General features: G+C 43.9%; 19 protein-coding genes. 4 read left to right on the plus strand and 15 right to left on the minus strand.

Annotated elements, in window-relative coordinates:
• Window positions 1-11: 11 nt before the first annotated feature.
• The 5 genes from K0625_RS07305 to K0625_RS07325 form a co-directional block, all read right to left on the minus strand.
• Window positions 12-1,544 carry a cytochrome-c peroxidase gene (locus tag K0625_RS07305; RefSeq protein ID WP_220109090.1) on the minus strand — a complete coding sequence of 511 codons (1,533 nt, stop codon included), beginning with the start codon at window positions 1,542-1,544 and terminating at the stop codon, window positions 12-14.
• Between the two features lie 261 nt (window positions 1,545-1,805).
• Window positions 1,806-2,315: an RDD family protein gene (locus K0625_RS07310; RefSeq protein ID WP_220109269.1), complete on the minus strand. Its 510-nt coding sequence runs from the start codon at window positions 2,313-2,315 to the stop codon at window positions 1,806-1,808.
• A 77-nt stretch (window positions 2,316-2,392) separates the two neighbouring features.
• The gene (locus tag K0625_RS07315) at window positions 2,393-2,647 is read right to left on the minus strand and encodes a DUF2960 domain-containing protein (RefSeq protein ID WP_220109091.1); all 255 of its coding nucleotides are present in this window, start codon (window positions 2,645-2,647) and stop codon (window positions 2,393-2,395) included.
• Window positions 2,648-2,703: 56 nt separating this feature from the next.
• On the minus strand, window positions 2,704-3,186 hold the full coding sequence (locus K0625_RS07320; RefSeq protein ID WP_220109092.1) for a GNAT family N-acetyltransferase: 483 nt from the start codon (window positions 3,184-3,186) through the stop codon (window positions 2,704-2,706).
• A gap of 91 nt (window positions 3,187-3,277) precedes the next feature.
• Entirely contained in the window at window positions 3,278-4,768 is a 1,491-nt protein-coding gene (locus tag K0625_RS07325) for a carboxypeptidase M32 (protein WP_220109093.1), read from the minus strand.
• Between the two features lie 199 nt (window positions 4,769-4,967).
• Between K0625_RS07325 and K0625_RS07330 the strand changes: the two genes are divergently transcribed.
• Window positions 4,968-5,603, plus strand: a complete 636-nt coding sequence (locus K0625_RS07330) for a YqiJ family protein (RefSeq protein ID WP_220109094.1) — start codon at window positions 4,968-4,970, stop codon at window positions 5,601-5,603.
• Window positions 5,604-5,634: 31 nt separating this feature from the next.
• A complete protein-coding gene (locus K0625_RS07335; RefSeq protein WP_220109095.1) occupies window positions 5,635-7,449 on the plus strand; it encodes a flotillin family protein in 1,815 nt (604 codons plus the stop codon).
• 270 nt (window positions 7,450-7,719) lie between these two features.
• On the opposite strand, the gene K0625_RS07340 is transcribed toward K0625_RS07335, so the two are convergent.
• The 10 genes from K0625_RS07340 to K0625_RS07385 form a co-directional block, all read right to left on the minus strand.
• Entirely contained in the window at window positions 7,720-8,061 is a 342-nt protein-coding gene (locus K0625_RS07340) for a hypothetical protein (protein WP_220109096.1), read from the minus strand.
• Between the two features lie 381 nt (window positions 8,062-8,442).
• A complete protein-coding gene (locus K0625_RS07345; RefSeq protein WP_220109097.1) occupies window positions 8,443-8,985 on the minus strand; it encodes a DUF4287 domain-containing protein in 543 nt (180 codons plus the stop codon).
• A gap of 5 nt (window positions 8,986-8,990) precedes the next feature.
• The gene (locus tag K0625_RS07350) at window positions 8,991-9,959 is read right to left on the minus strand and encodes a PH domain-containing protein (RefSeq protein WP_220109098.1); all 969 of its coding nucleotides are present in this window, start codon (window positions 9,957-9,959) and stop codon (window positions 8,991-8,993) included.
• Window positions 9,960-10,238: 279 nt separating this feature from the next.
• Window positions 10,239-10,547, minus strand: a complete 309-nt coding sequence (locus tag K0625_RS07355; RefSeq protein WP_220109099.1) for a hypothetical protein — start codon at window positions 10,545-10,547, stop codon at window positions 10,239-10,241.
• Window positions 10,548-11,266: 719 nt separating this feature from the next.
• Window positions 11,267-11,620, minus strand: a complete 354-nt coding sequence (locus K0625_RS07360) for a hypothetical protein (protein ID WP_220109100.1) — start codon at window positions 11,618-11,620, stop codon at window positions 11,267-11,269.
• 46 nt (window positions 11,621-11,666) lie between these two features.
• Window positions 11,667-12,056 carry a ribonuclease E inhibitor RraB gene (locus K0625_RS07365; protein WP_220109101.1) on the minus strand — a complete coding sequence of 130 codons (390 nt, stop codon included), beginning with the start codon at window positions 12,054-12,056 and terminating at the stop codon, window positions 11,667-11,669.
• A gap of 1,024 nt (window positions 12,057-13,080) precedes the next feature.
• Window positions 13,081-13,713 carry a DUF2913 family protein gene (locus K0625_RS07370; protein ID WP_220109102.1) on the minus strand — a complete coding sequence of 211 codons (633 nt, stop codon included), beginning with the start codon at window positions 13,711-13,713 and terminating at the stop codon, window positions 13,081-13,083.
• A gap of 86 nt (window positions 13,714-13,799) precedes the next feature.
• Window positions 13,800-14,438 (minus strand): peroxiredoxin-like family protein, encoded by a 639-nt coding sequence (locus K0625_RS07375; protein WP_220109103.1) that lies wholly within the window; start codon window positions 14,436-14,438, stop codon window positions 13,800-13,802.
• Window positions 14,439-14,593: 155 nt separating this feature from the next.
• Window positions 14,594-15,892 carry a DEAD/DEAH box helicase gene (locus K0625_RS07380; RefSeq protein WP_012323734.1) on the minus strand — a complete coding sequence of 433 codons (1,299 nt, stop codon included), beginning with the start codon at window positions 15,890-15,892 and terminating at the stop codon, window positions 14,594-14,596.
• 292 nt (window positions 15,893-16,184) lie between these two features.
• Window positions 16,185-17,972: an aminopeptidase P family protein gene (locus K0625_RS07385; RefSeq protein ID WP_220109104.1), complete on the minus strand. Its 1,788-nt coding sequence runs from the start codon at window positions 17,970-17,972 to the stop codon at window positions 16,185-16,187.
• Window positions 17,973-18,216: 244 nt separating this feature from the next.
• On the opposite strand from K0625_RS07385, the gene K0625_RS07390 reads away from it, so the two are divergent.
• Together K0625_RS07390 and K0625_RS07395 are read left to right on the plus strand one after the other, a co-directional pair.
• Entirely contained in the window at window positions 18,217-19,407 is a 1,191-nt protein-coding gene (locus K0625_RS07390; RefSeq protein ID WP_220109105.1) for an MFS transporter, read from the plus strand.
• A gap of 166 nt (window positions 19,408-19,573) precedes the next feature.
• Entirely contained in the window at window positions 19,574-20,353 is a 780-nt protein-coding gene (locus K0625_RS07395; protein ID WP_220109106.1) for an ROK family protein, read from the plus strand.
• Window positions 20,354-20,384: the final 31 nt, after the last annotated feature.

The following is a 20,384-nucleotide window of genomic DNA, read 5'->3' on the forward strand; positions in this document are numbered from 1 at the left end:
GGTATTTTGCGTTACCTTAAAAAGGGATCGCTGAACTTCTCATCAACTAAAAAACTTTCATCGGTTAACGTATTCAAAAAGGCGAGCAAGTCGGCTTGCTCTTGGGGCGTAAAGTTATAACGCACTGGCTCACCATTATCATCTTTGAGTAACAGTTGCAGTGTTGGGTGTGGTTTTATACCGCTACTGTAGTGTTCAATAGTCTCCTCCAAACTAGCAAATCGACCATCATGCATATAGGGGGGCCGCACCGCTATGTTTCTTAGGGAAGGCACCTTAAATTTCCCTGTATGGCCGTTGATACCAGTGCTTTCGAATACGCCTAAATCCTCATCTGAGCTCTCATCTAAGCCATTATTACTGGCTAGAGTGGTGGCGTTTGAGTCCGGTGCGATAAGAGGGCCAACAAAGGCTTCTGAGCTATGACAACTAGTGCAGGGCGGGATCCCATCTCTAAAGGTCATAAACAGACGTTTTCCGTTATTTTCCTCTTGGGTGAAGTTAGGAAATGCTTGTAATGGGTTATCAACACTAGCCCTACCTAAATCATATTTTGCATCTGTACTAACCATGGCCCTGACAAATTGTGCTAATGCCATGGCGATGTGTTCGCTACTGATCTGGCTATCACCGAATGCCTGAGTAAATAATGCAGGGTAATAACTTTGAGCTGAAATCTTTTCGACTAGCTCGGTTAAGGCCAAGCCCATCTCTACCTCATCCTGAATAGGCATCAACACCTGCTGCTCTAGAGAACTGGCTCTCTCATCCCAAAAAAACTTACCGCTTTGATAAAAACGCGCATTGGCTAGGCCCATAGAGTGGCGTCGTGTTTCTTCGCCATTGAAACCAATACTGAGCTGTCTGCTGTCAGAGAAGCCGTGGGCTTGAATATGGCAGGAAGCACAGGAAGTACTGTTATTAGCGCTGAGTATAGTGTCGTAAAAGAGTACTCGACCTAAGGTTGCTCCAGCATCGGTAATAGGATTATCAATTGGCGTGTTATCACTCTCTATTGCCGCACTTTGAAACTGAAAGTTATCGGGAAAACGGTTTTGAATAAAATGATCGGGCAGAGGGGTATTAGCGTAGTTAAATGGCGTTTCAGGTAGATTGAGCAAAGCTGACTCTGGCTGTAAGACTATATTTACCGCTAAGCTGACCGTGGTGACATTCTGGCCATCATCTGCTGAGATCAAAAGTGTTTGTGAAGTGGAAGCGTCGAGCTCTCCTACTCGTAACTGCAACTCATTGCTGGTATGACTTACGGTAATAATAGGGCTATCTGAGATGGAGATGGTTATGTCGTCGCCGTCATCATCGCTGGCACTATAACTCACACTTCTGGTTGAGTTTTCTTCGATAGTTATGTCGTTCACAGATAAATTTATGTTCGGAGGCGTGTTGACTACAGGTTGTGGTGTGCCAAGCGTTGGCTGCTCACTATCTGGTGTTGAGCTATCTTCAGAACCACCACAAGCTGTCTGTGTCAGTATGAGGAATGCTGCGGATACCGATATTATCGCTATTTTGGAGGTAACCATCTCGCTTCTCTTTAGCTGTTATTGTTTGTTAGCAAATTGTAGCCAAGAGGAGGTAAATGGATGTCTTGCAAATGTAAAGATGTGCAAAAATTGAGGGGGAAGAAAAGCTAACTGTCGTTATGGATTATGGACTACGAGCTCCGAGCTCCGAGCTCCGAGTTACGAGCTACGAGTTACGAGATTGTGCATACTTGCAGGTTTCCCCTCTTTCTTGACTCGCAACTCGATACTTCGTAGCCCTATTTTGACCTCGTGGCTTCTTTAAACGCCATGCCAGTTACGCATTTGATTAGCTTCTTTCGAGAGTTGGACAACCTCTGAGCGTGTCATCATATCCTGTAGGGCTAACTTGTCACCATTGATTAATATCCACAAGTTACCTATCCCTAAAAGTGACCAAACCAGGCGAGCGGCTGCGGTGATCATACTCAGGCTCTGCCCATTAGGGTGCTGTACTTTAAGTCTCCAAGCTCGCATACCCAAAGTTTGGCCGCCATAGCTCCAAAAAGAGATGTAAAATAGACCTACACAGAGTGCTATCCAGAATTGGTATATTCCCTTATAAAGTGAATCGCCGTTGAGCAGATCTGATACATGCTCATAGTTTCCCATATCGATAAGGCCAGAGGCGGTGAGCCCTGTGAACACGCCGAAGCCGATGGCGCCTGCAATCATATAGACGGCAACAGCCAGTAATAGATCATAGACAATGGCACCACAGCGGCGAAAGAAACCAGCGCGGGGGAAGTTTGCATGCTCACTATTGGGCATCGAGCTCTCTTTCATGTTAACTCTCTCTAGGTTATTGCTATCTTGTTGCTTGATAATCAAATCGTATAAATTGAGCTTTAGCTCTCTTTAGGATCATCTTTGATGTAGTAGATGTCACTGAAGCCCATTTTGGCAAACTCTTTATCTCTAAAGTCACGGGCAGCTGATTTACCTTTAGATGTCATAACAACTTGCTGCTCCATCATATGGTAGCTAGTGAGATCTATTCCCTCAGCTGCCGCAACCGCCTCATGAATATTATTAAACTTGTCATAGGCAAAGTTAATCTCCTTTGCCTGCTTCTTAAATTTGTAGGTAATTCTACGGGCCATAATCTTCTCAACTAATTATTAAATATGAATCTAAATCTAAACTTAAAACGACCAAGCTAGCTTATATCCAGCACCATATAGCAGGCGTCAGGAGTATAGCTTTCTAGGCTTTTTTCAATCTTTTGACGGATAAAACCTTGCTTATGCCAATAACTGTCGGCGCCTTGTACCGCCACCAGTGAGATACTGCTCAGTGCGGCGTCTGCTGCACTTTGTATTAATTTTTCGAATGCTAACCGCCCTGCGCCTTTTCCCTGTGCCTTAGCAGACAGGGCAATGTCATGCAGGTAGAGGGTGTTTGGTTGTGTTTTAGCTTGAACCTTTTGCTCAAGCGCTGGTGGTGCGCCTAACTCCCAAGGATGCGCGAGGCAGTAACCTAAGGTCTGATGGTTATCTTCAATCACAAAGCATGTTTGTGGTGATAACTGCCATTTACTCTGCAGTACCTCCAGAGACTCGGGGACAATGTCTGGGTAACACTCCTCTTGGATATCAAGAATGATCTTCCAGTCATCAGATATGATACTTCGTAGTTGCATATTCTCTCCCGTAGAACTCCTGCACTGTCTTATTCTTCTATCCTACAGGGGCTCTGAAACGAGCACCTTGAGGTGGCTTGGGTATAATACTTTATTTAAGGTATCTTTGCTCTAGGTGACGTTTGAAATATTCGGGATTTAGAGGCTCGCCAGTGGCCTGTTTGACCAGTGCATCGGTCGACAGTAAACAGCCTTTTGACCAGATATTTTGCTCAAGCCAGTCAAATATAACCTGTATTTTGCCTTGGGCCACTAACGCATCGACTGAGCCTAAACTCTTTTCAATCGCGTAACGAAATTGCGCTGCGTACATGGCCCCTAAGGTGTAACTTGGGAAGTAACCTAGTTCTCCAACGGCCCAATGTATATCTTGCATGCAGCCATTTTGATAATTCCCGCGGGTATCGACACCTAAAAGATTTTGCATATTCTCAGCCCAGAAGTCGGGCAGGTCGGCTACCGCTAAACTGCCATCCACTAAGCCTTTTTCCGCTTCAAATCGCAGTAGAATATGGCAAGGGTAGGTGACTTCATCTGCATCGACTCGGATAAATCCAGACTCGACTCTGGTATAGAGTGCAGTTAAGGCTTGGCTATCGAGCTCCGCCCCTAAATGCTGGGAGATGAGTGGCTCAAGTTGGCTAAGGAATCCCGCACCGCGGCCGAGCTGCATCTCACAGAAGAGGCTTTGACTTTCATGGATCGCCATAGAGCGGTGACCGCCTACAGGCTGACCACGCCACTGTTTAGGTAGGCCTTGCTCATATCTGGCATGGCCAGTTTCATGAATGACCCCCATTAACCCTTGAGTAAAATCGGTTTCATCAAAACGCGTGGTTAAGCGAATATCTCCTGGGACGCCGCCACAAAATGGGTGACTGCTGGTATCTAAGCGACCTTGAGTAAAGTCAAAGCCGAGAAAGCTCATTACGTCTCGCCCTAGTGCTTCCTGTTTTTTAGCTGAGAACGAGGGGATTTCGACTTTTAAATCATTTCGCTGATTCGCCTGAACTTGGGTGATCATCTGTGGTAGCCAGCTCTTTAAACTGCCGAATACCTTCTCCAGGCGACGTGTTGTCATGTCTGGTTCAAATTTGCTTAGTAGGGCGTCATAGGGAGTGATGTTTTGGGCTTGTGCGCGGATGGCCGCTTCCTCTCTGACAAGCGTGATAAGGGCTTCTAGATTTGGTTTAAACCCCTGCCAATCATTATTTTTGCGCTGTACACGCCATGCATGCTCACATTGATAGGCGAGCTGAGTCTTACTTTGAACAAGTGAAGCTGGGACAATATTGGCCTGAAAATACTGATACTGCATCTCTCGCAGATTGGCTGCTTGCTCCTTATTTAGCACTTCGTCTGCCGCAAGGTTTAGTGTTTCTTCAATAAAGTCGGCGGTTTTTAACTCATGAATATGTCCTGCAAGTTCGGCCATTGCCGCGCCTCTGGCTTCACTGCCACCACTTGGCATCATGGTGGCTTGATCCCAGTCGCCAAGTGCGCTTAAGTGCTCAAAATGTGAGATTTTTTGAAAATGTTGACTGAGCTTGCTGTAGTGAGAATTGCTGTTTGAATTGGCCATGTGAGCTCTTTATTTGATTGCTTATTTGGCTATGGTACTGGCTTTTAATCCAAGAGCATAATGTAATAATACCCCTTGAAAGAAGGTTTCTATCTTGTCTCTGTTTTGCTATAGTTTCAAAGTTGAAATGTGAGGGGAAAGTTAATTTTTCCTTTTTATTTCAGTAAAATGGAATGTTGTATTGTACATGGAGGCTACTATGGTGGAATTTTTATTCGCCCAAGCTAATTTACCTTTTTCTATCTCACTCTCATTTGTCCTCCTGTTGGGGATATTCGAAGCACTCTCCTTAGTTCTTGGCTACAGCTTAGTAGGGGCGATGGATGATTGGGCTCCCATCGATCTGGACGTGGACGCCGATGGCTCAGCTTCTGGTTTTACCGGAGTATCTGGTTGGCTGTGTCTTAATCGACTGCCCCTGCTTATCTGGTTTGTGTTGGTGTTAGTGAGTTTCTCTATCACAGGGTACACAAGCAACTTTCTCTCTCTGTTATTAGCTGACCAACCACTTCCTCAAATTATCAGCTTGCCGATTGCGCTTATATTGACAGCTTTTTCGTGTCGATATGTAGGGGCGGCGGTTGCTAAGGTATTGCCTAAAAATGAGAGCACAGCAGTCTCTATCGATACGCTATTAGGCAGTATTGGAACTGTGACATTAGGTTGCGCGATTAAAGGCAACCCGAGTGAGGCTTTGGTTAAAGATCAGCACCAGCAGAAACACTATGTATTGGTCGAGCCTGAGGTGGCGGGAGTGGAGTTTCAAACCGGCACTCAAGTGGTACTGCTAAAGCGTGAGGGCACGGTTTGGTCAGCGGCTAAGTTCGATTCTTAATTCAAAACAGTAAAATTTTAAGGGAAATAAAATGGACCAAATTCAAGGTATTGGCTCAACGCTAGGTGGAGGCTTCGTATTTATTGTTGCCGGAGCAGTGTTGTTGGGCATGTTAGTTATTGGGCTTATCTTTGCCAAGCTGTATCGACGTGCTTCGAAAGAGATGGCATTTGTTAGAACCGGTTTTGGCGGTGAGAAAATAGTTAAAGATGGTGGTGCGATTGTACTGCCTGTATTGCATGAAACCATTGCGGTTAATATGAATACCCTGCGTATCGAAGTGGAGAAGATGCAGAAAGATGCATTGATCACTAAAGATAGAATGCGTGTGGATGTGAGAGCTGATTTTTATCTACGTGTCGCTCCGAGTGCCGAAGGGATCTCCATGGCGGCGCAAACTTTAGGTTCGCGTACCACTCGCGTTGAAGAGGTTAAAAAGTTGATGGAGTCTAAGTTTGTTGACGTGCTTCGCGCCGTTGCTGCTGAGATGACCATGACTGAGATGCATGAGCAAAGATCTGACTTTGTGCAGAGAGTTCAGAATAATGTGGCTAACGATCTTGAGAAAAACGGTTTGGAGTTAGAGTCTGTCTCACTGACGGGCTTTGATCAGACTGATCTGCAGTTCTTTAATGAAAATAATGCCTTTGATGCTGAAGGTCGTGCTCGCTTGGCAAAGATCATCGAGGAGAAACGCAAGGAGACCAATGATATCGAGCAGGAGAACCGCATCAAGATTGAGATGCGTAATCTAGAAGCTGAAAAAGAGTCATTGGGTATTGAGCAAGCTGAGCAGGAAGCGAAATTGATCCAGCAGCAGGCACTGGACTTTAAGCGTGCTGAGCAGAAAGCTGAGATTTTAAAGCAGCAGGAGCAGAAAACACGTGAAGAGCGCGAGGCTGAAATTGCCAAAGAGCGTGCGATTGAGAGTGCTGAGATTGAGAAAACCAAAGATATCGAAACTCGTGAAATTGAGAAACGTAAAGCGATTGAGCAGTCTCGTATTCAGCAGCAAAGGGATATCGAAGTCGCAGAACAAGATAAGCAGATCGCGATTGCACAGAAATCGGAAGAGGAGTCAGCTGCAAGGGCAAAGGCTGCTGAAGCTGAGAAGTTAAAGGTCGAGAAGCTTGAAGCGGTTATTACTACTCGCCAAGTTGCAGAAGCGAATCGTAGTAAAGAGATTGAGGTGATTGACGCTCGTAAAGAAGCTGAGCGTGAAGCGGTGGGGATCACGGTTCAGGCGGAAGCAGAGAAGCGTGCAGCCGAAGATAAATCAAGTGCGATATTGATTGAAGCTAAAGCCAGCGCCGATGCGAAAATGCTTAAAGCTGAAGCGGATGAGAAGGTTTATGCGGTTGAAGCAGCCGGTAAGCAGGCGCTTCACGAAGCTGAGAACGTGCTCAGTGATGAACAGATCGAGCTGCAAAAATCCTTAGCTGTGCTGGCAGCACTACCAGAAGTCGTTAAGCAGTCAGTGAAGCCTCTTGAAAATATTGAGGGGATTAAAATATTGCAAGGTTATGGCGCCACGGGAAGCAGCGCTTCACAATCAGGTGTGATGGCCCAAGCTGGACAAGGCGGTATTGCTGAGCAGGTGACCAGTGCCGCACTTAACTATCGTGCTAATGCGCCTGTGGTGGATGCCATGCTGCGCGAGCTAGGTCTAGTGGATGCTGAAAAGGGTGGGCTTAACGATCTGCTTAGCGGTAACAACTCGCTGGCATCTGACACCCTCTCTATTTTAGACCCTAATAAACTCAAGCTAAATGGTAATGGTCCATTAGTCGATAGTGTTGAGGGAGTTGATGGACTCGATAAGAAAGAGAACCCAAACCTGAACTAAATCCTAACTTAAGTGGTTGAGTTTGAATTTAGCATCACTGAATGGAAAGCGCCTTAGGGCGCTTTTTGGTGGTTTTATTAGGCAGTGTTAGTGTTTTATTTTAAGTTGTTGATATTTTTTCTTTTAATTGATGGTGTAGGGTTGTAATAGCTAGTCAAACACTAAAAGTTGGTGGAAGGATAGCACCGGACTTTAACTACTTTTTCAGTATTAATATAAATATGGACTTTAGTTTATTTCTGTTAGGTAACTTGATTACGTTGACTCACTTTAAAAAACAGATTCTTGAAGTGCAACAAAGTCAACTTCACATGAATTTGTGTTTGAGTGGAGTCTAAGGCGCTTATCAGACATATAGGCTGCCGTTGCTAAACTGAACATTCGATTCATAGTTGCTTCATCATGTTTAGAAGGTGTGATATGGCCGAAAACTATTCCATTATTAACACAGCTCTCGTTAACTGAAGTCGCGTTAGGGCTCAAGTAAATTGTTACAGTCTTATTTTCACCTAAATCGTATTGTTTTACCCCTACGACGGTACCAAACCCAATACTTCCACTATGGCAAGTTGTTGAAAAGATCAATAATATTGCAAGTGTTAATAATTTCATTTTTACCTCATTTTTAAATTTAATAGAAAGTTAAGTCAGTCATTATTAATCAATCAATAGAGTAAATAAGGAAAGACATCGTTAATTATGGATAAATATACTTTTTTGATAGCAAGTTTCAAGTATCTATTTTAGCTTGGTTGCTTCTATATTTGGCGTTTTGTTAGGAGTGATAGCTTTACGGCAGAACCTGAAAGTTTCTAGTTGATTTGTCTCGGTTATAACTTCGACCTTTTGTCGCTAAAATGAATTCCTTAGAGAAGTCTAAATCTAAATAGATGATTTTGCTCGAATCGAGCTTGAAATCTATATTAGGTTATCTTGAGAATTTTAGTGGCAAAGTGATGTCACTTTTTGACGACTAGTCACATCTCTTTTTAACTAAACTGATTTTTCATAGGCGGTAGATAGCCATTTGATCACTTCGTCATCGATATCTGACAACTTGTGTAACTGTATTCTATGGCTGCACATGGTGCCAAATGGGCCTGAATTTTCTAGTCGTCCTTGTACTTCAATGTCTTTGAGTTTTAAGCCCAGATCTATTCTTGATTTAGTGGCGGGTTTAATTAATGCGAACTGTTTTGCTCGTATGATACTCACACTGGCTTTTTTAGGGCTAAGGGTGACGTCATTACCAAACTTCAATACGACGGATATCAGTTTGTCATAGAGTGGCTTTAGTGTGGCTTTACCATCATATTGTGCCGAAACTAGATCTTCACTCGGTGCATCTTGCTCTTTTGATAAAGTGACTATGGTATTGGCAAAACCATGTGTTACGCCATGTTCCGTCTTCAGAAATTTTACCGCTATTGAGTGCTTTTCTAGTTTCTCTTTTTTGAGTATTTGAAACCATTCCTCCAGTGTTTTCCCTGTTTTCTCTGGAATGTTGTTAATCATTGTTTGCAGGGCTTTGTCCATTTTTCCTACCTTTTTATTAAAGATGAAAGGAACTCATTGGGAGAGTCTAAACCTAAATAGATGAGTTTGCCCGTATCGAGCTTGATCTCTACATTAGGCTGTCCTGACAAGTTAAATCTTTTAATGTGGTGAGCTCTACGGATGGTTTTAGTGTTTAGTTGTACTGAAATAATATCATCAAATGGGATAGTGAGTGGGTTCCAAACACCGTACCTCACAATAATACTTGTCGATGTAATGGAGATAGGTCTAATTGAAATTGCTCTATATTCGGCGATGAAGAACACTAAGCCAATTAGCGTCATTACCGAAATGACATTTGCAGAGGTTGGCGACCAGAGAAAATGCAATACTAAGTGCATTATGGGGAGCTCAAAAACAATGATAAGGATAAAACCTAATAAGTTGCTCTGAGTACCGTCCTTCATATGACAGCTAAAGTGCTTCTCTCCATGAAAGTCGTTTCGATTAACTCTTTTTGTAAATAAAGTATAGGTCCATACTCTTGCCTCAAAAGAGAGCAGGGCGCTGATGGCGCCTTTACCTAGAATAGACTCAATCGGTTGTGAAATGGCTAAGTCAGGATCTTTCCCTTGGTTTAATTGTGCTTTGATAGCAAAGATAACTGTACAAATAGTGATAATTTCTAAGGTGACAAATGCTGCAATGGCAAGGTCACGTCCAGACTCTAAATAATGCCACACTAGCTTTGAGCTTTCAGGGAGCACTAAGCTGCCAAGTAGGATAATTAAGCAGCTATAGGCCAAGGCTTTAACCGCCGCCTCCTTCCTATCTTTAATGCAGATAAAGCAGAGAATAGGTAGAAATATTAAGCCGTCTACCAATAAAAGCCACTCAGGTTTAGTGCTACCAAAATCATTTAACAGCGTTGAGCTTTGGTAATAAAACGCCCATGAACAAGCGATGACTAGTAGAGAGATGAAAGGAATGTTTCTCTTTGTCAAAATCTTCATCAGTCCTCCTTATTCCGTATTAGTTGATACTCACTTCTTCACATCTGCAGACAAATTAGGATCAGCGTGTATATTCGATAACTGTATCATAACTCTGGTGGTGTTTGTTGCCTGCGGTATTTACACATGGCTCAGGCTGCTAGATAAATACCTTTTTGGTTTGTGGGTTAGGTTGTAACTCACTTTGGAAATAAACGTGTTAGACATTAAGAGCTGGAAACAAAGGTTTCGACTTGGAAAAATATGACGATTGAATGCTGTCGCACGCTATGCAGTTTTTTAATCAATGCTTGCAAAGCTAACAAGTGTGCAGTTTGAGTTGTCCTGATATATTACAAATACTTTCGAGTTTGTAGCCTTAGCTGACAATATGAGGCTCCAAAATCTATTCTTATCATCAACAGTTGCGTTTGAAGGAAAAGACAGGCGTCCGTTGGTGCAACTGGATCCGCTAAAAAAGACAACTAGTGAGTCACCAAAGTAGTTCTCTAATTTCCAGCCAGATGGATCTACTGACATATTTTTGTTGGCGGCGAAAACAGATTGCATAAACACAGATAAAACAATTGCTATTATGATTTTTTTCACTCATATCTCCATTTTTATGTTTTAGTTATGGAATGTATTATTAAATTATAGTGATAATGCATATACGATAGGGCGGTTAGACACACAAGCGGGGTTACTTTTGTCATAGCCGACAGATACAGCTTTACCAGACACTTTAGCCGTCATCAACATAGAATAATACCGATCTCTTTGCTTTTCAGTTAAGTTTGGAGAAAGAATAAAATAATTACTTGAGCATTGATGATCTGTAGGCATAGATGATAGTTTGAAATATATTGTGTCACTATTATAAATTTTAAGCCAACTAACAGTAGAATTGTGGTTCCCTGTATATGCAGCTAGACAAGGCAAAGATATAAACGTTATCAATGCTAGTAATTTTATTCTCATATGTTCTCCTGATTGAAGTTAACAATGAATTCTAAGGGGAATTCTAAAATATAACGAGCCTATAGACTTACTCGTTCTTGATTGATTTTTAATACCATACAATGACTGTATCGAAGTTTCTGTGGCGATTCAATGCTTCACTTGGCATGATTCTTTGATGGAGTTTTGGCGGAGATTTTAGTTTATGTTAGCCTGAGTGGCTTTATTAGCCCTTATTTAAACTGCATAAACTCTATGCTGTATTCTCGTAGCGAAGAGTCTATATAAAGGTACCCTAGGGCTTGTTTAACACTTGCTATATAGTTAGTTTTAGTAGGACGCGGCTTCGCGTGGTCTATCCTTATCTGTTATAGGGCGTTTAATTTTTTGTGCATCTCTTTAGTTTTCTGCAGAGTTGATTCTATTAAAGCTCCTGATTTTTCATCAGTAGGTATATCTAAAAGTAACTTTTCTATTTTTTCTAAATGCCCCATGTCATGCTCAACTAAGGCTTCTGTTAATTTTTTCGTCCAATCGTAATCACCATTTTTTATAGTTGTCAATAATATAGCGTGCTGATTCATCTGCATTACAGCTTGGTTTGCAAAAATGAAAGTTGTTGCATTAGCACCAGCTTCTAGACCACGGGATGTCCCAAAATAATAAGAGCCAATAGAAGATATAATTATTATTGTTGCAAATAGAATGGTTTGTTTTTTCATATCGCCTTATAACGCGGTCCGTGTGATTGGGATTGTTAGGGCCTGCTTATTGCTCAGGGTTAGTTCCCCAGCCATCAAACTCGCAATCATGTGAGTAACCGAGGTGACACATTTTTGATGTCCACTTCATGACCGCTTCAGTTGACATGGATATGGGAGAAGTCCAGCCAGTAATCACCTTAATATTATCGTCGTTAGCAGACTCACCAAACTCACTAGAATAACCAAGTGAAGATAACTCTTCAGAAAGGCTCTTCGCCTTGACTGAAGCATTGGTATAGAAGAAATATTCCAGTTTAAGGAGCTTATTCTCAGTTACACCGTGTTCACGCAACTGAGCGACAGTTTGCGGTGACATTGATAATTGATAATCTAAGTTATCTTTATGCTGCTGTTCAGAGATAAACCTTTTCTTACTTTTAAAGATGCCGAACATGGAATTCCTTTTAGCCCTAACGCCCTGCTCAACTGCCAGTGGACGCTGGTGAGATTGCAAGCGCTGTTAGACCCTACTTATTGTTTGAATTCATCTTTGTTACGTACCGATTTTTGTAAATATCTTCTTTTAACTCGATCAAGCGAATTATGTAGGAACTACATACCAGCCAATTTGCGAGATATTCTTATTACTCATATGTCACATAACTGCTTATTCAATAGCTGCACGATAACGTTCCGGCCTGCTTTCCTTTTTTTGATTAACTTATCACTGCTAATTGACTGATGTAAATAGGTTACTTTTTATAGGGATCAATAAAAGCAGCACAAATTATCGAACAAAAGGTGGGGGGAGGGCTGCATAACACTTTTGCAGCTCTCTCAACATTTTGATATCAATGATGTTATAAAATCGCCTTTGAGTTATTGATGCATCAAGCTTTATCCGAAGTTATCAGACTCACCATGAAAGGCTTTTATAATGAGCCCAATAGCAGCAACTAAGCAGGGGACAGCGAAAGTGCTTATAGTCACTAAAACCATAACTGGCATACTGTTTATAAACTCCATGGGGGAACCTTAGTTATTTATACCAAGGAACACAATCGCACATGGATCTATTTTGATTTTTGATTTTGTTCACATAAACAGCTACTTAAAATAATGTTAATCTCTGCAATCTAAAAAGTTAATCTAAGCCTTCATTCGAAGGTAAGCTATTTTTAGGCGGAAAGTAGCTAAAATCCTCTATCAAGTAAAGCCAAATCGAAGAGATGAATTATCAGGTGTAAGTGAGCTCGAGGACTTTGATTTCAGGGAGGAAATCGTAGAGTGCCCAAGGATGGGTTTACAGCGTACCGAGAGATTAGTTACACATAAGCTCACCGCAGGTGATTGATACCAATGAAGGTACAATTTTCAAATACATTTATCAAATAACAAACTCAGCCAGAAGCTCAAATTAAGGAGATGTGATCGGCCTTCATTTGAAGGCCAATACAGTTCAGGAAGGAGTAATAATGTTAATCCAGTAACAGTGCCAAAGCGGGTTGACGATTACCTGGATAAACTTGATAGGCTTTGTGGTGTTTAATCAAACTGGCTTTTTTATCCCCTTGGCTAATAAGTAAGCCTTGTTTGGCGGCGGCTTGCGCTAGTAACTGCTCATCTGCGCGCACATAAAGGGTGATAGGTTTGACGATTTTCTGCTCTTTAATGCGCTGCTGGTACTGCTCGACAGAGATGATTAAACTGCTGCGACCGTCACTGTCGAGTTTTAGCTTAGTGTCCACCTCGGCATCGAGAATGACTAGCCAGTCACTCTCTTCAAGCTCAGTCAGCATAGCTTGTAGCGCATCACCTAATTGGGTCTTATTTAGCACTGCGCTGTATTGGCTATCAATGCGTTTAAATAGTGAAGGGAGCTGAGCACCCGCACCTTTACTTCTAGCTTCGCGGATCCAGTGAGTGAGATCTTGGGCGACCAGCTTGGCAAAACGGCGCTCTTTTAAGGCTTGAACCATCCAGCTACACAAAAAATGACTTTCAGCTGTGGCGGTATTGATGGCGTTACTACCTGCCGCCCGCTGTTCGAGTGCTGAAAGTCCTGCTTGTACTAGCTCTAAAAGGGCTTGGTTATAGGTTTGCTCTGTCATGGGATCTCTACCCTATGGGATAAAGCGGCGATTATAACCGATAATTTTAGGAATACTATAACCAGAACCGATAACCTTAATGTGGCTTACATAGGCACTAAACTTGCCGCCATCTCGATTAGTTGAGGTGCGGGCCGCACTCTAAAGTTAGGGTTTACATATTGAAAATGGATAAGCCCAGTACCATCACTGATGTAGATGGCGGGAACGGGTAACACCAAACGCTTGTCACCTTGTGGAGTGACTTTTAGTAGCTCATCGAGCTTTAGCTTTTTCATATAACGCTCTGTGGTTTTTTCGCTGGTGTAATAGGCGAGGCCAAAAGCTTGCATGGCGTTAAGATTAGTATCGGACAGCAAAGTATAGGAGAGCTTTTGATCTATCATAGAGGCGTTTAGCTTCTCTGGGCTGTCGGGGGAGATCCCGATAAGCTGGAAACCCATCTCAATAAGTTTAGGTTCAATCTCTTTTAGCTGTCCCATCTGAGAGTTACAAAATGGGCACCAGCCACCTCGATAGAAGAAGATAATGCTTGGTTTCCCTTGGGTTAAGATTAATAGGTCGAGGGTTTCGCCCTTGAGGTTTGCTACTTTGGCCGAAGGTAGCATCTGACCATTCATCAATGGCATCACATTGAGATCATCGCTGGCGATAGGTTTTGCTGTTGCGGTGAGGGAGAGGCTGGTTATGCAAAGTAGCAGGGCGGTGAGTGTTTTGGTGAACATCTTGATTTACTTCCTATTGAAATTGTTATGCAGAACAGACCGAGGAAGGGAAAATTTTGTTGCAGTTATTTAAGATATTTACCTAACGGAGCATACAAAAATGCCGCTTATTGGGAGCGGCATCGTTAGTAAAGCGATTGGGTTAGCTCAAGGGCTTATTTAGACTTCTTAATCTTAGCGTTCGATGAGTTCTTCACCTTAACGCGACGACCTTGCATATTTCGCTCACCGATCACCTGTTCAGAGACATTGTCCTGACGGTTTTGCTTCTTGGCGAAGCTGCGGCGGGTCTGTAGGTGCTTAATCAGTAGATCACGGCTGCCCACTTCATAACCTGCTATGGTGATACGAGGAAGCTTTTTACCGATAAGCTTTTCGATATCGGCTAAGGTGCGCTCCTCTTCGCGGCTCACCAGTGAGATAGCAACCCCTGACTTACCAGCGCGGCCAGTACGACCGATACGGTGTACGTAATCCTCGGCGAGGAAAGGAAGGTCGTAGTTGACTACATACTCTAAGTCTTGAATATCTAGACCACGAGCTGCAACCTCTGTGGCGACTAATACGCGCACTTTACCCTCTTTAAACTCACGTAGTGCACGGCGACGGTTACCTTGGGCTTTCTCACCATGGACGACAGATGAGGGGATACCATCAAGGTTTAGCTCTTTAACTAGCTTGTCGGCAGCATCACGGGTTGCGGTAAAGATAAGTACTTGTTTCCAGTTCTTTTTACCGATCAGCTCAGAAACCAGTTCACGCTTACGGCGCTGCTCTACCGGATAGACTACTTGGCTAACGGTATCGGCTGTGGTGTTCTGCTTATCGACGCTGATAAGCTTAGGCTTATCTAAGAAGTCGTTGGCAAGCTTTTTAACCGAAGATGAGAAGGTGGCTGAAAACAGCATTTTTTGGCTGTTTTTATTCACCGCTTGTAATACTTTTTGGATATCGCTGACAAAGCCCATATCTAACATACGGTCGGCTTCATCGAGCACCATAAAGTCGACGTTTGATAGGTTAAGGTTACAGGCTTGAATATGCTCAAGTAGACGCCCTGGAGTCGCGACTATGATGTCCACGCCTCGCTTAATCTTTTGCGCCTGAGTCTCCAGCTTTACACCGCCGTAGATGGTCAAAACAGAGACCTGCATATGCTTGCTGTAATCATTGATATTGTCGGCAATCTGACTCGCTAGTTCACGAGTTGGCGTTAATATCAGTGCGCGAGTGTTAGAGCGTTGTGTCTCACTCGGCTTGTCGATCATCTTCTGTAAGATAGGCAACGCGAAAGCGGCGGTTTTACCTGTGCCAGTTTGGGCACTTGCCAGTACATCTTGGCCACGGCGAATCGCCGGGATCGCTTGCTGCTGAACTGGTGTCATTTTCTGATAACCACATTCTGAGATGGCGCGCAAAATCTCGGGAGCAAAACTAAAAGATTCAAATCTCATCTTGGATTTCCTGTAATAAACCAATTCATATGCCAGCGAATTTTGTCTGGACTGAGTAAACAAGGCCATCAAAATGGCGGTGGCGGAGTATAGCAAGTTTGTACAGAGTTTAACAGCAAAGCCTATTGGAGGAGAAACAGATCATTTGTAGGAAAACAGAAGGGGGAAAAGGTTAAATTAATTTAAGAGGATATCAGCTGGAAAGCCTTACGCCAGCATGTTAAGTATGGATTTTATAATGCAGTAAAACTCCGGGAGACTGCGTCGTTTCAGCCCCCCGGATTAGCCTTGACTAGATTGCCTTAGTGGCATTCTCCAGCCAAACAAGATCATCACCTTGCATCAAAGGAGATAGCTTACTCCAAACCAACTTATGGTAATCATTAAACCAGCTTATCTCAGCATCGTTTAGTAGGCTCTTATCGATAAGGCGTGCATCCATTGGGATCATGGTCAGGGCGCTAAACTCAAACATCTCACGCTCAATACCCGCCAACGCTTCACAAGGGCGAACGTAAACCAGATTCTCCAGACGTATCCCAAACTCATCGGCGCGGTAGTAGCCAGGTTCATTAGAGAGGACCATGCCTGGGAGCAGAGCGACATCGTTGCTGTTTTTGCCGATACGTTGTGGGCCTTCATGGACATTGAGGAAATGGCCAACACCATGGCCTGTGCCGTGATCATAATCGAAGCCGTGTTGCCACAGATATTGACGGGCAAAAGCATCTAGCTGCTGACCTGAAGTGCCGCGGGGAAAGCGCGCTTGATCTAGCGCAATATGGCCCTTTAAGACTAAGGTGACCATCTTTCTCTGCTCATCGCTGACCTGACCGATGGCGATAGTGCGCGTCACATCAGTCGTGCCATCAAGGTATTGTGCCCCTGAATCCACCAGATAGATGCTGTTGTTGGTCATCAGTGCTGGGGTGCCATTATTGTGGTTGTAGTGACACATGGCTGCGTTGCCACCCACTGCAGAGATTGTATCGAAACTTGGCTCACGGTATTGTGGATCTGCTAAACGATAGGTTTCTAGTTTATCGGCTAGCTGGCCTTCATCATAAAAGTGTCCGGCTGCCACTTCGCTGTCCAGCCAAGCCAGAAAGCGAGAGACCGCGACGCCATCACGGATATGACAAGCTTTCATACCCGCAAGTTCGCTGCTGTTTTTCTGTGCCTTGCTTAATGCGACGGGATCTAATCCTGCCACTAAGGTGGCGCCAGCTTGTTCTGCTGTAAGCTGTGACCAGGCATTGGAAGCGTTAGGATCTGCCAACAGCTTGATGTTAGATAGTTCACTTAGGACTGCTTCAAGCTCATCTTCGGCTCTGAAAGTGACGCCTGTACCAACATGGGCCTCAATACCACTAGGCAGCTTATCGAGCTGAGTGAATAACACCAGATCGCCGTTTGCATGAAGCAGAGCGGAGCCAAGGATAACAGGGAGGCGAGGCACATCGCTGCCGCGAATATTCAATAGCCAACAGAAAGAGTCGAGTGAAGTGATAAGCGCCATATCGGCACCTGATTTTGCCACTATTTTGCCTATCTCAAGACGTTTCTCTTGGCTGGTTTTTCCGGCGCTTTTCGCATCAAATAAGATAGCGGGTGCGCTCGAAGGCGCAGGTCTGTTTTGCCAGTGAAGATCCACAGGGTTTTGCTTAACTGAGATAAGTTGCATATCAGACTTTGTCAGTTCAGCTACGGCTTTTTTCTGCCAGCTTAGAGGGTGTAAGCGTGGATCATATCCGATACGGGCATTGGCGGTTAAGGTGCCGGCTAGCCATTGAATTTGTGGTGTATCGGTTAGGCTTAAATATTGAAACAGCTCGCCGTCGACCTGAAGTTTAACTTGTACTGTATAGCGGCCATCGATAAATATCGCTGCGCTCTCTTTAAGTACGATAGCCATACCAGCGGAGCCTGTGAACTCGCTTACCCACTGTAGACGCTCATTACGCTCCGGCACATATTCACCTAAATATTCATCGGCGCGGGGAATGATAAAGGCGTCGAGATTATTTTTTGCCATTTCGCTGCGTATTGCATCTAGGCGCGAGGCGATTGTTTGTGTCATAGGAGCTCCGTTTTTGACGGTAAGATTGGAGATGCTTACCGATTTTTTGTTTTGGGATTATTTGCGGCGATTATCGCAGTTCAATTGGGACTAGGGAAGTTTCACCACCATGATTTTTTATAAGGTTAGATGGTGAGTTGTAAACTTTGAAACACTTTACTTGTTACATTTTTGTGTGAATCAATTAGATTAAAGCATTCCGCTGAACGAATATTGAATGTAATTGGTATCATAGGAGTGTTTAATGCCATTTAATGTGTGGGTACTGACCTTAGCCCAAGCTTTTGCCATGAGTGCAGCCCCTATGATGATGTTGCTTGGGGGGATCATCGGCATCGAGTTGGCACCCGAACCAGGCTTGGCGACACTGCCCATCACTGCGATGGTTATCGGAGTTGCTATCTCTGTCCTGCCAGTGACCCAATTGATGCGGCGTTTTGGTCGCAAACCTATCTTTATCTCAGGCTCCATTTTATCGGCTATTGCCGGACTTGTTGCAGCCTATGGAACCCATGAGAAAAATTTCGTTATCTTCTGCATCAGCGGTATTTTGCTGGGAGTGAGTGGCGCTATCGTGCAGCAATATCGCTTTGCAGCGATGGAAGCGGTTGAGCCCCATTTGGGGGCTAAAGCCGCATCCAGAGTGCTACTGGGTGGCTTAGTTGCCGCCTTTTTAGGGCCTGAACTGGCAGTATTTGGCAGTGAATTCGTTGATATCCCCTATGTGGGGGCTTTTATGTTTCTCACCTTTATCTGTTTACTGGCGGCTTTTACGCTCTCCTTTTATCGTGAGCCCAATCGATCTAATTTAGCTCATCAAGATCTTGCTCAAAGTGAGATACGTGCCTTTGGTACCATCTTGAATCAGCCTAAGATCTGGGTCGCTATCGCGGGTGCCATGATAGGCTTTGCCATGATGAGCTTTGTGATGACGGCAACGCCACTGCATATGCATCACAATGAACACTACTCTTTGGCCGACACTAAGTGGGTGATCCAGAGTCATATTATCGCCATGTACCTTCCCTCCCTGTTTACTGGGTACTTGGTGGCTAAGTGGGGAGTGACAAGAATGATGTTGATCGGATTAACCGCTTATCTAGTGACCATAGTTATTGCGCTGGCGGGAAGCGAACTACTTAATTACTGGGTGGCTCTGGTGTTACTCGGCTTAGGTTGGAATCTACTGTTTGTCGGTGGCACTGTACTTCTGCCCCAGTGTTACCGTGTAGGTGAGGGGTTTAAGGTTCAGGCTCTAAATGACACCTTGGTCTTTGGTGCTCAAGCTTTAGCATCATTAAGTGCTGGGTGGGTAATACATCAGTTAGGTTGGCAGTTGCTGCTCAATATCTGTATCCCTTTTATCGCACTGCAACTTCTTTTGATGGCTTGGTGGCGTTTTAGTGAAAGCAGCCGAGCCAGTGCTGTTGAGTGAGTATTCTTCTCTATTTGTTGTGCGGTCAAAACTCAACCAATGCAAATAGTTAGAGATAATGTTGAGTGAAAAGCTATCTCTCTCTTTTGTAAATCTATGGTAGAATTTTTGTTTCAAACTGGCGTGTTTCCTCTACCTGTTTCCAGGTAGAGTCGTGGAGAGAGTGATGCAAACAGTAACGGTCGATATCGGTGGCAGCAAAGCACTCTTTGAGATGCATTTTGATGGGCGAACCGAGCAGTATAAAATTCCAACCGGTGAACATTTCAATATAGATAGTCTCAACCAACAGCTTCAAGAGTTGGAGTCAGATTATGGTTTTAAAGATTACCGTCTAGCCATCGCACTGCCTGGTCTAGTTCAGGATAACCAGCTGCTTTCGAGTAAATCTCTTATTGGGTTAAATGGCCTGTCTAAGAGTGATATCAAAACTCAAGCTCAAACGGTATTGATCGTCAATGATATCGATGCGGGGATGCAGGCAGTTACTGATAGCAAACATGATTGTGAACTGCTAGTGATGTGCGGTACCGGGATTGGTATGGCTATCTCAATTAATGGCAAGCTGTTTACTGGCGCTCACGGGCTGGCGGGAGAGTTAGGTCACTGCCGAGTAATGACTGAGTCGGGAGAGTTTAGTCTGGAGCAGTTGGCAAGTGGCGGCTCCATTCAAACTCGTGAGATAAAGTCTCAGGCTGATCTATTTCGTGCAGGAAGTTATTTAGGTATGGGGATGGCTTGGGCCGTTAACCTGTTTAACCCTAACCGTATCTGGCTAGCTGGTGGCATGATGAATAATGCCGATTACTACCGAGGTTGCATCTCTTCCCTGAATGAGATGGCGTTAACAGCCCCACTTTCACAAGCTAAAGTGGCAAGGGTCGACGACATGGAGACCATAGTCTGTCGAGGGCTGAAAGTGATGTTAGATAGAAGCGGTAACTAATTCTTTCTAATATGGCGTGATGGTTTTTTCA

The organism is Shewanella nanhaiensis (assembly GCF_019457885.1).
GTDB lineage: Bacteria > Pseudomonadota > Gammaproteobacteria > Enterobacterales > Shewanellaceae > Shewanella > Shewanella nanhaiensis.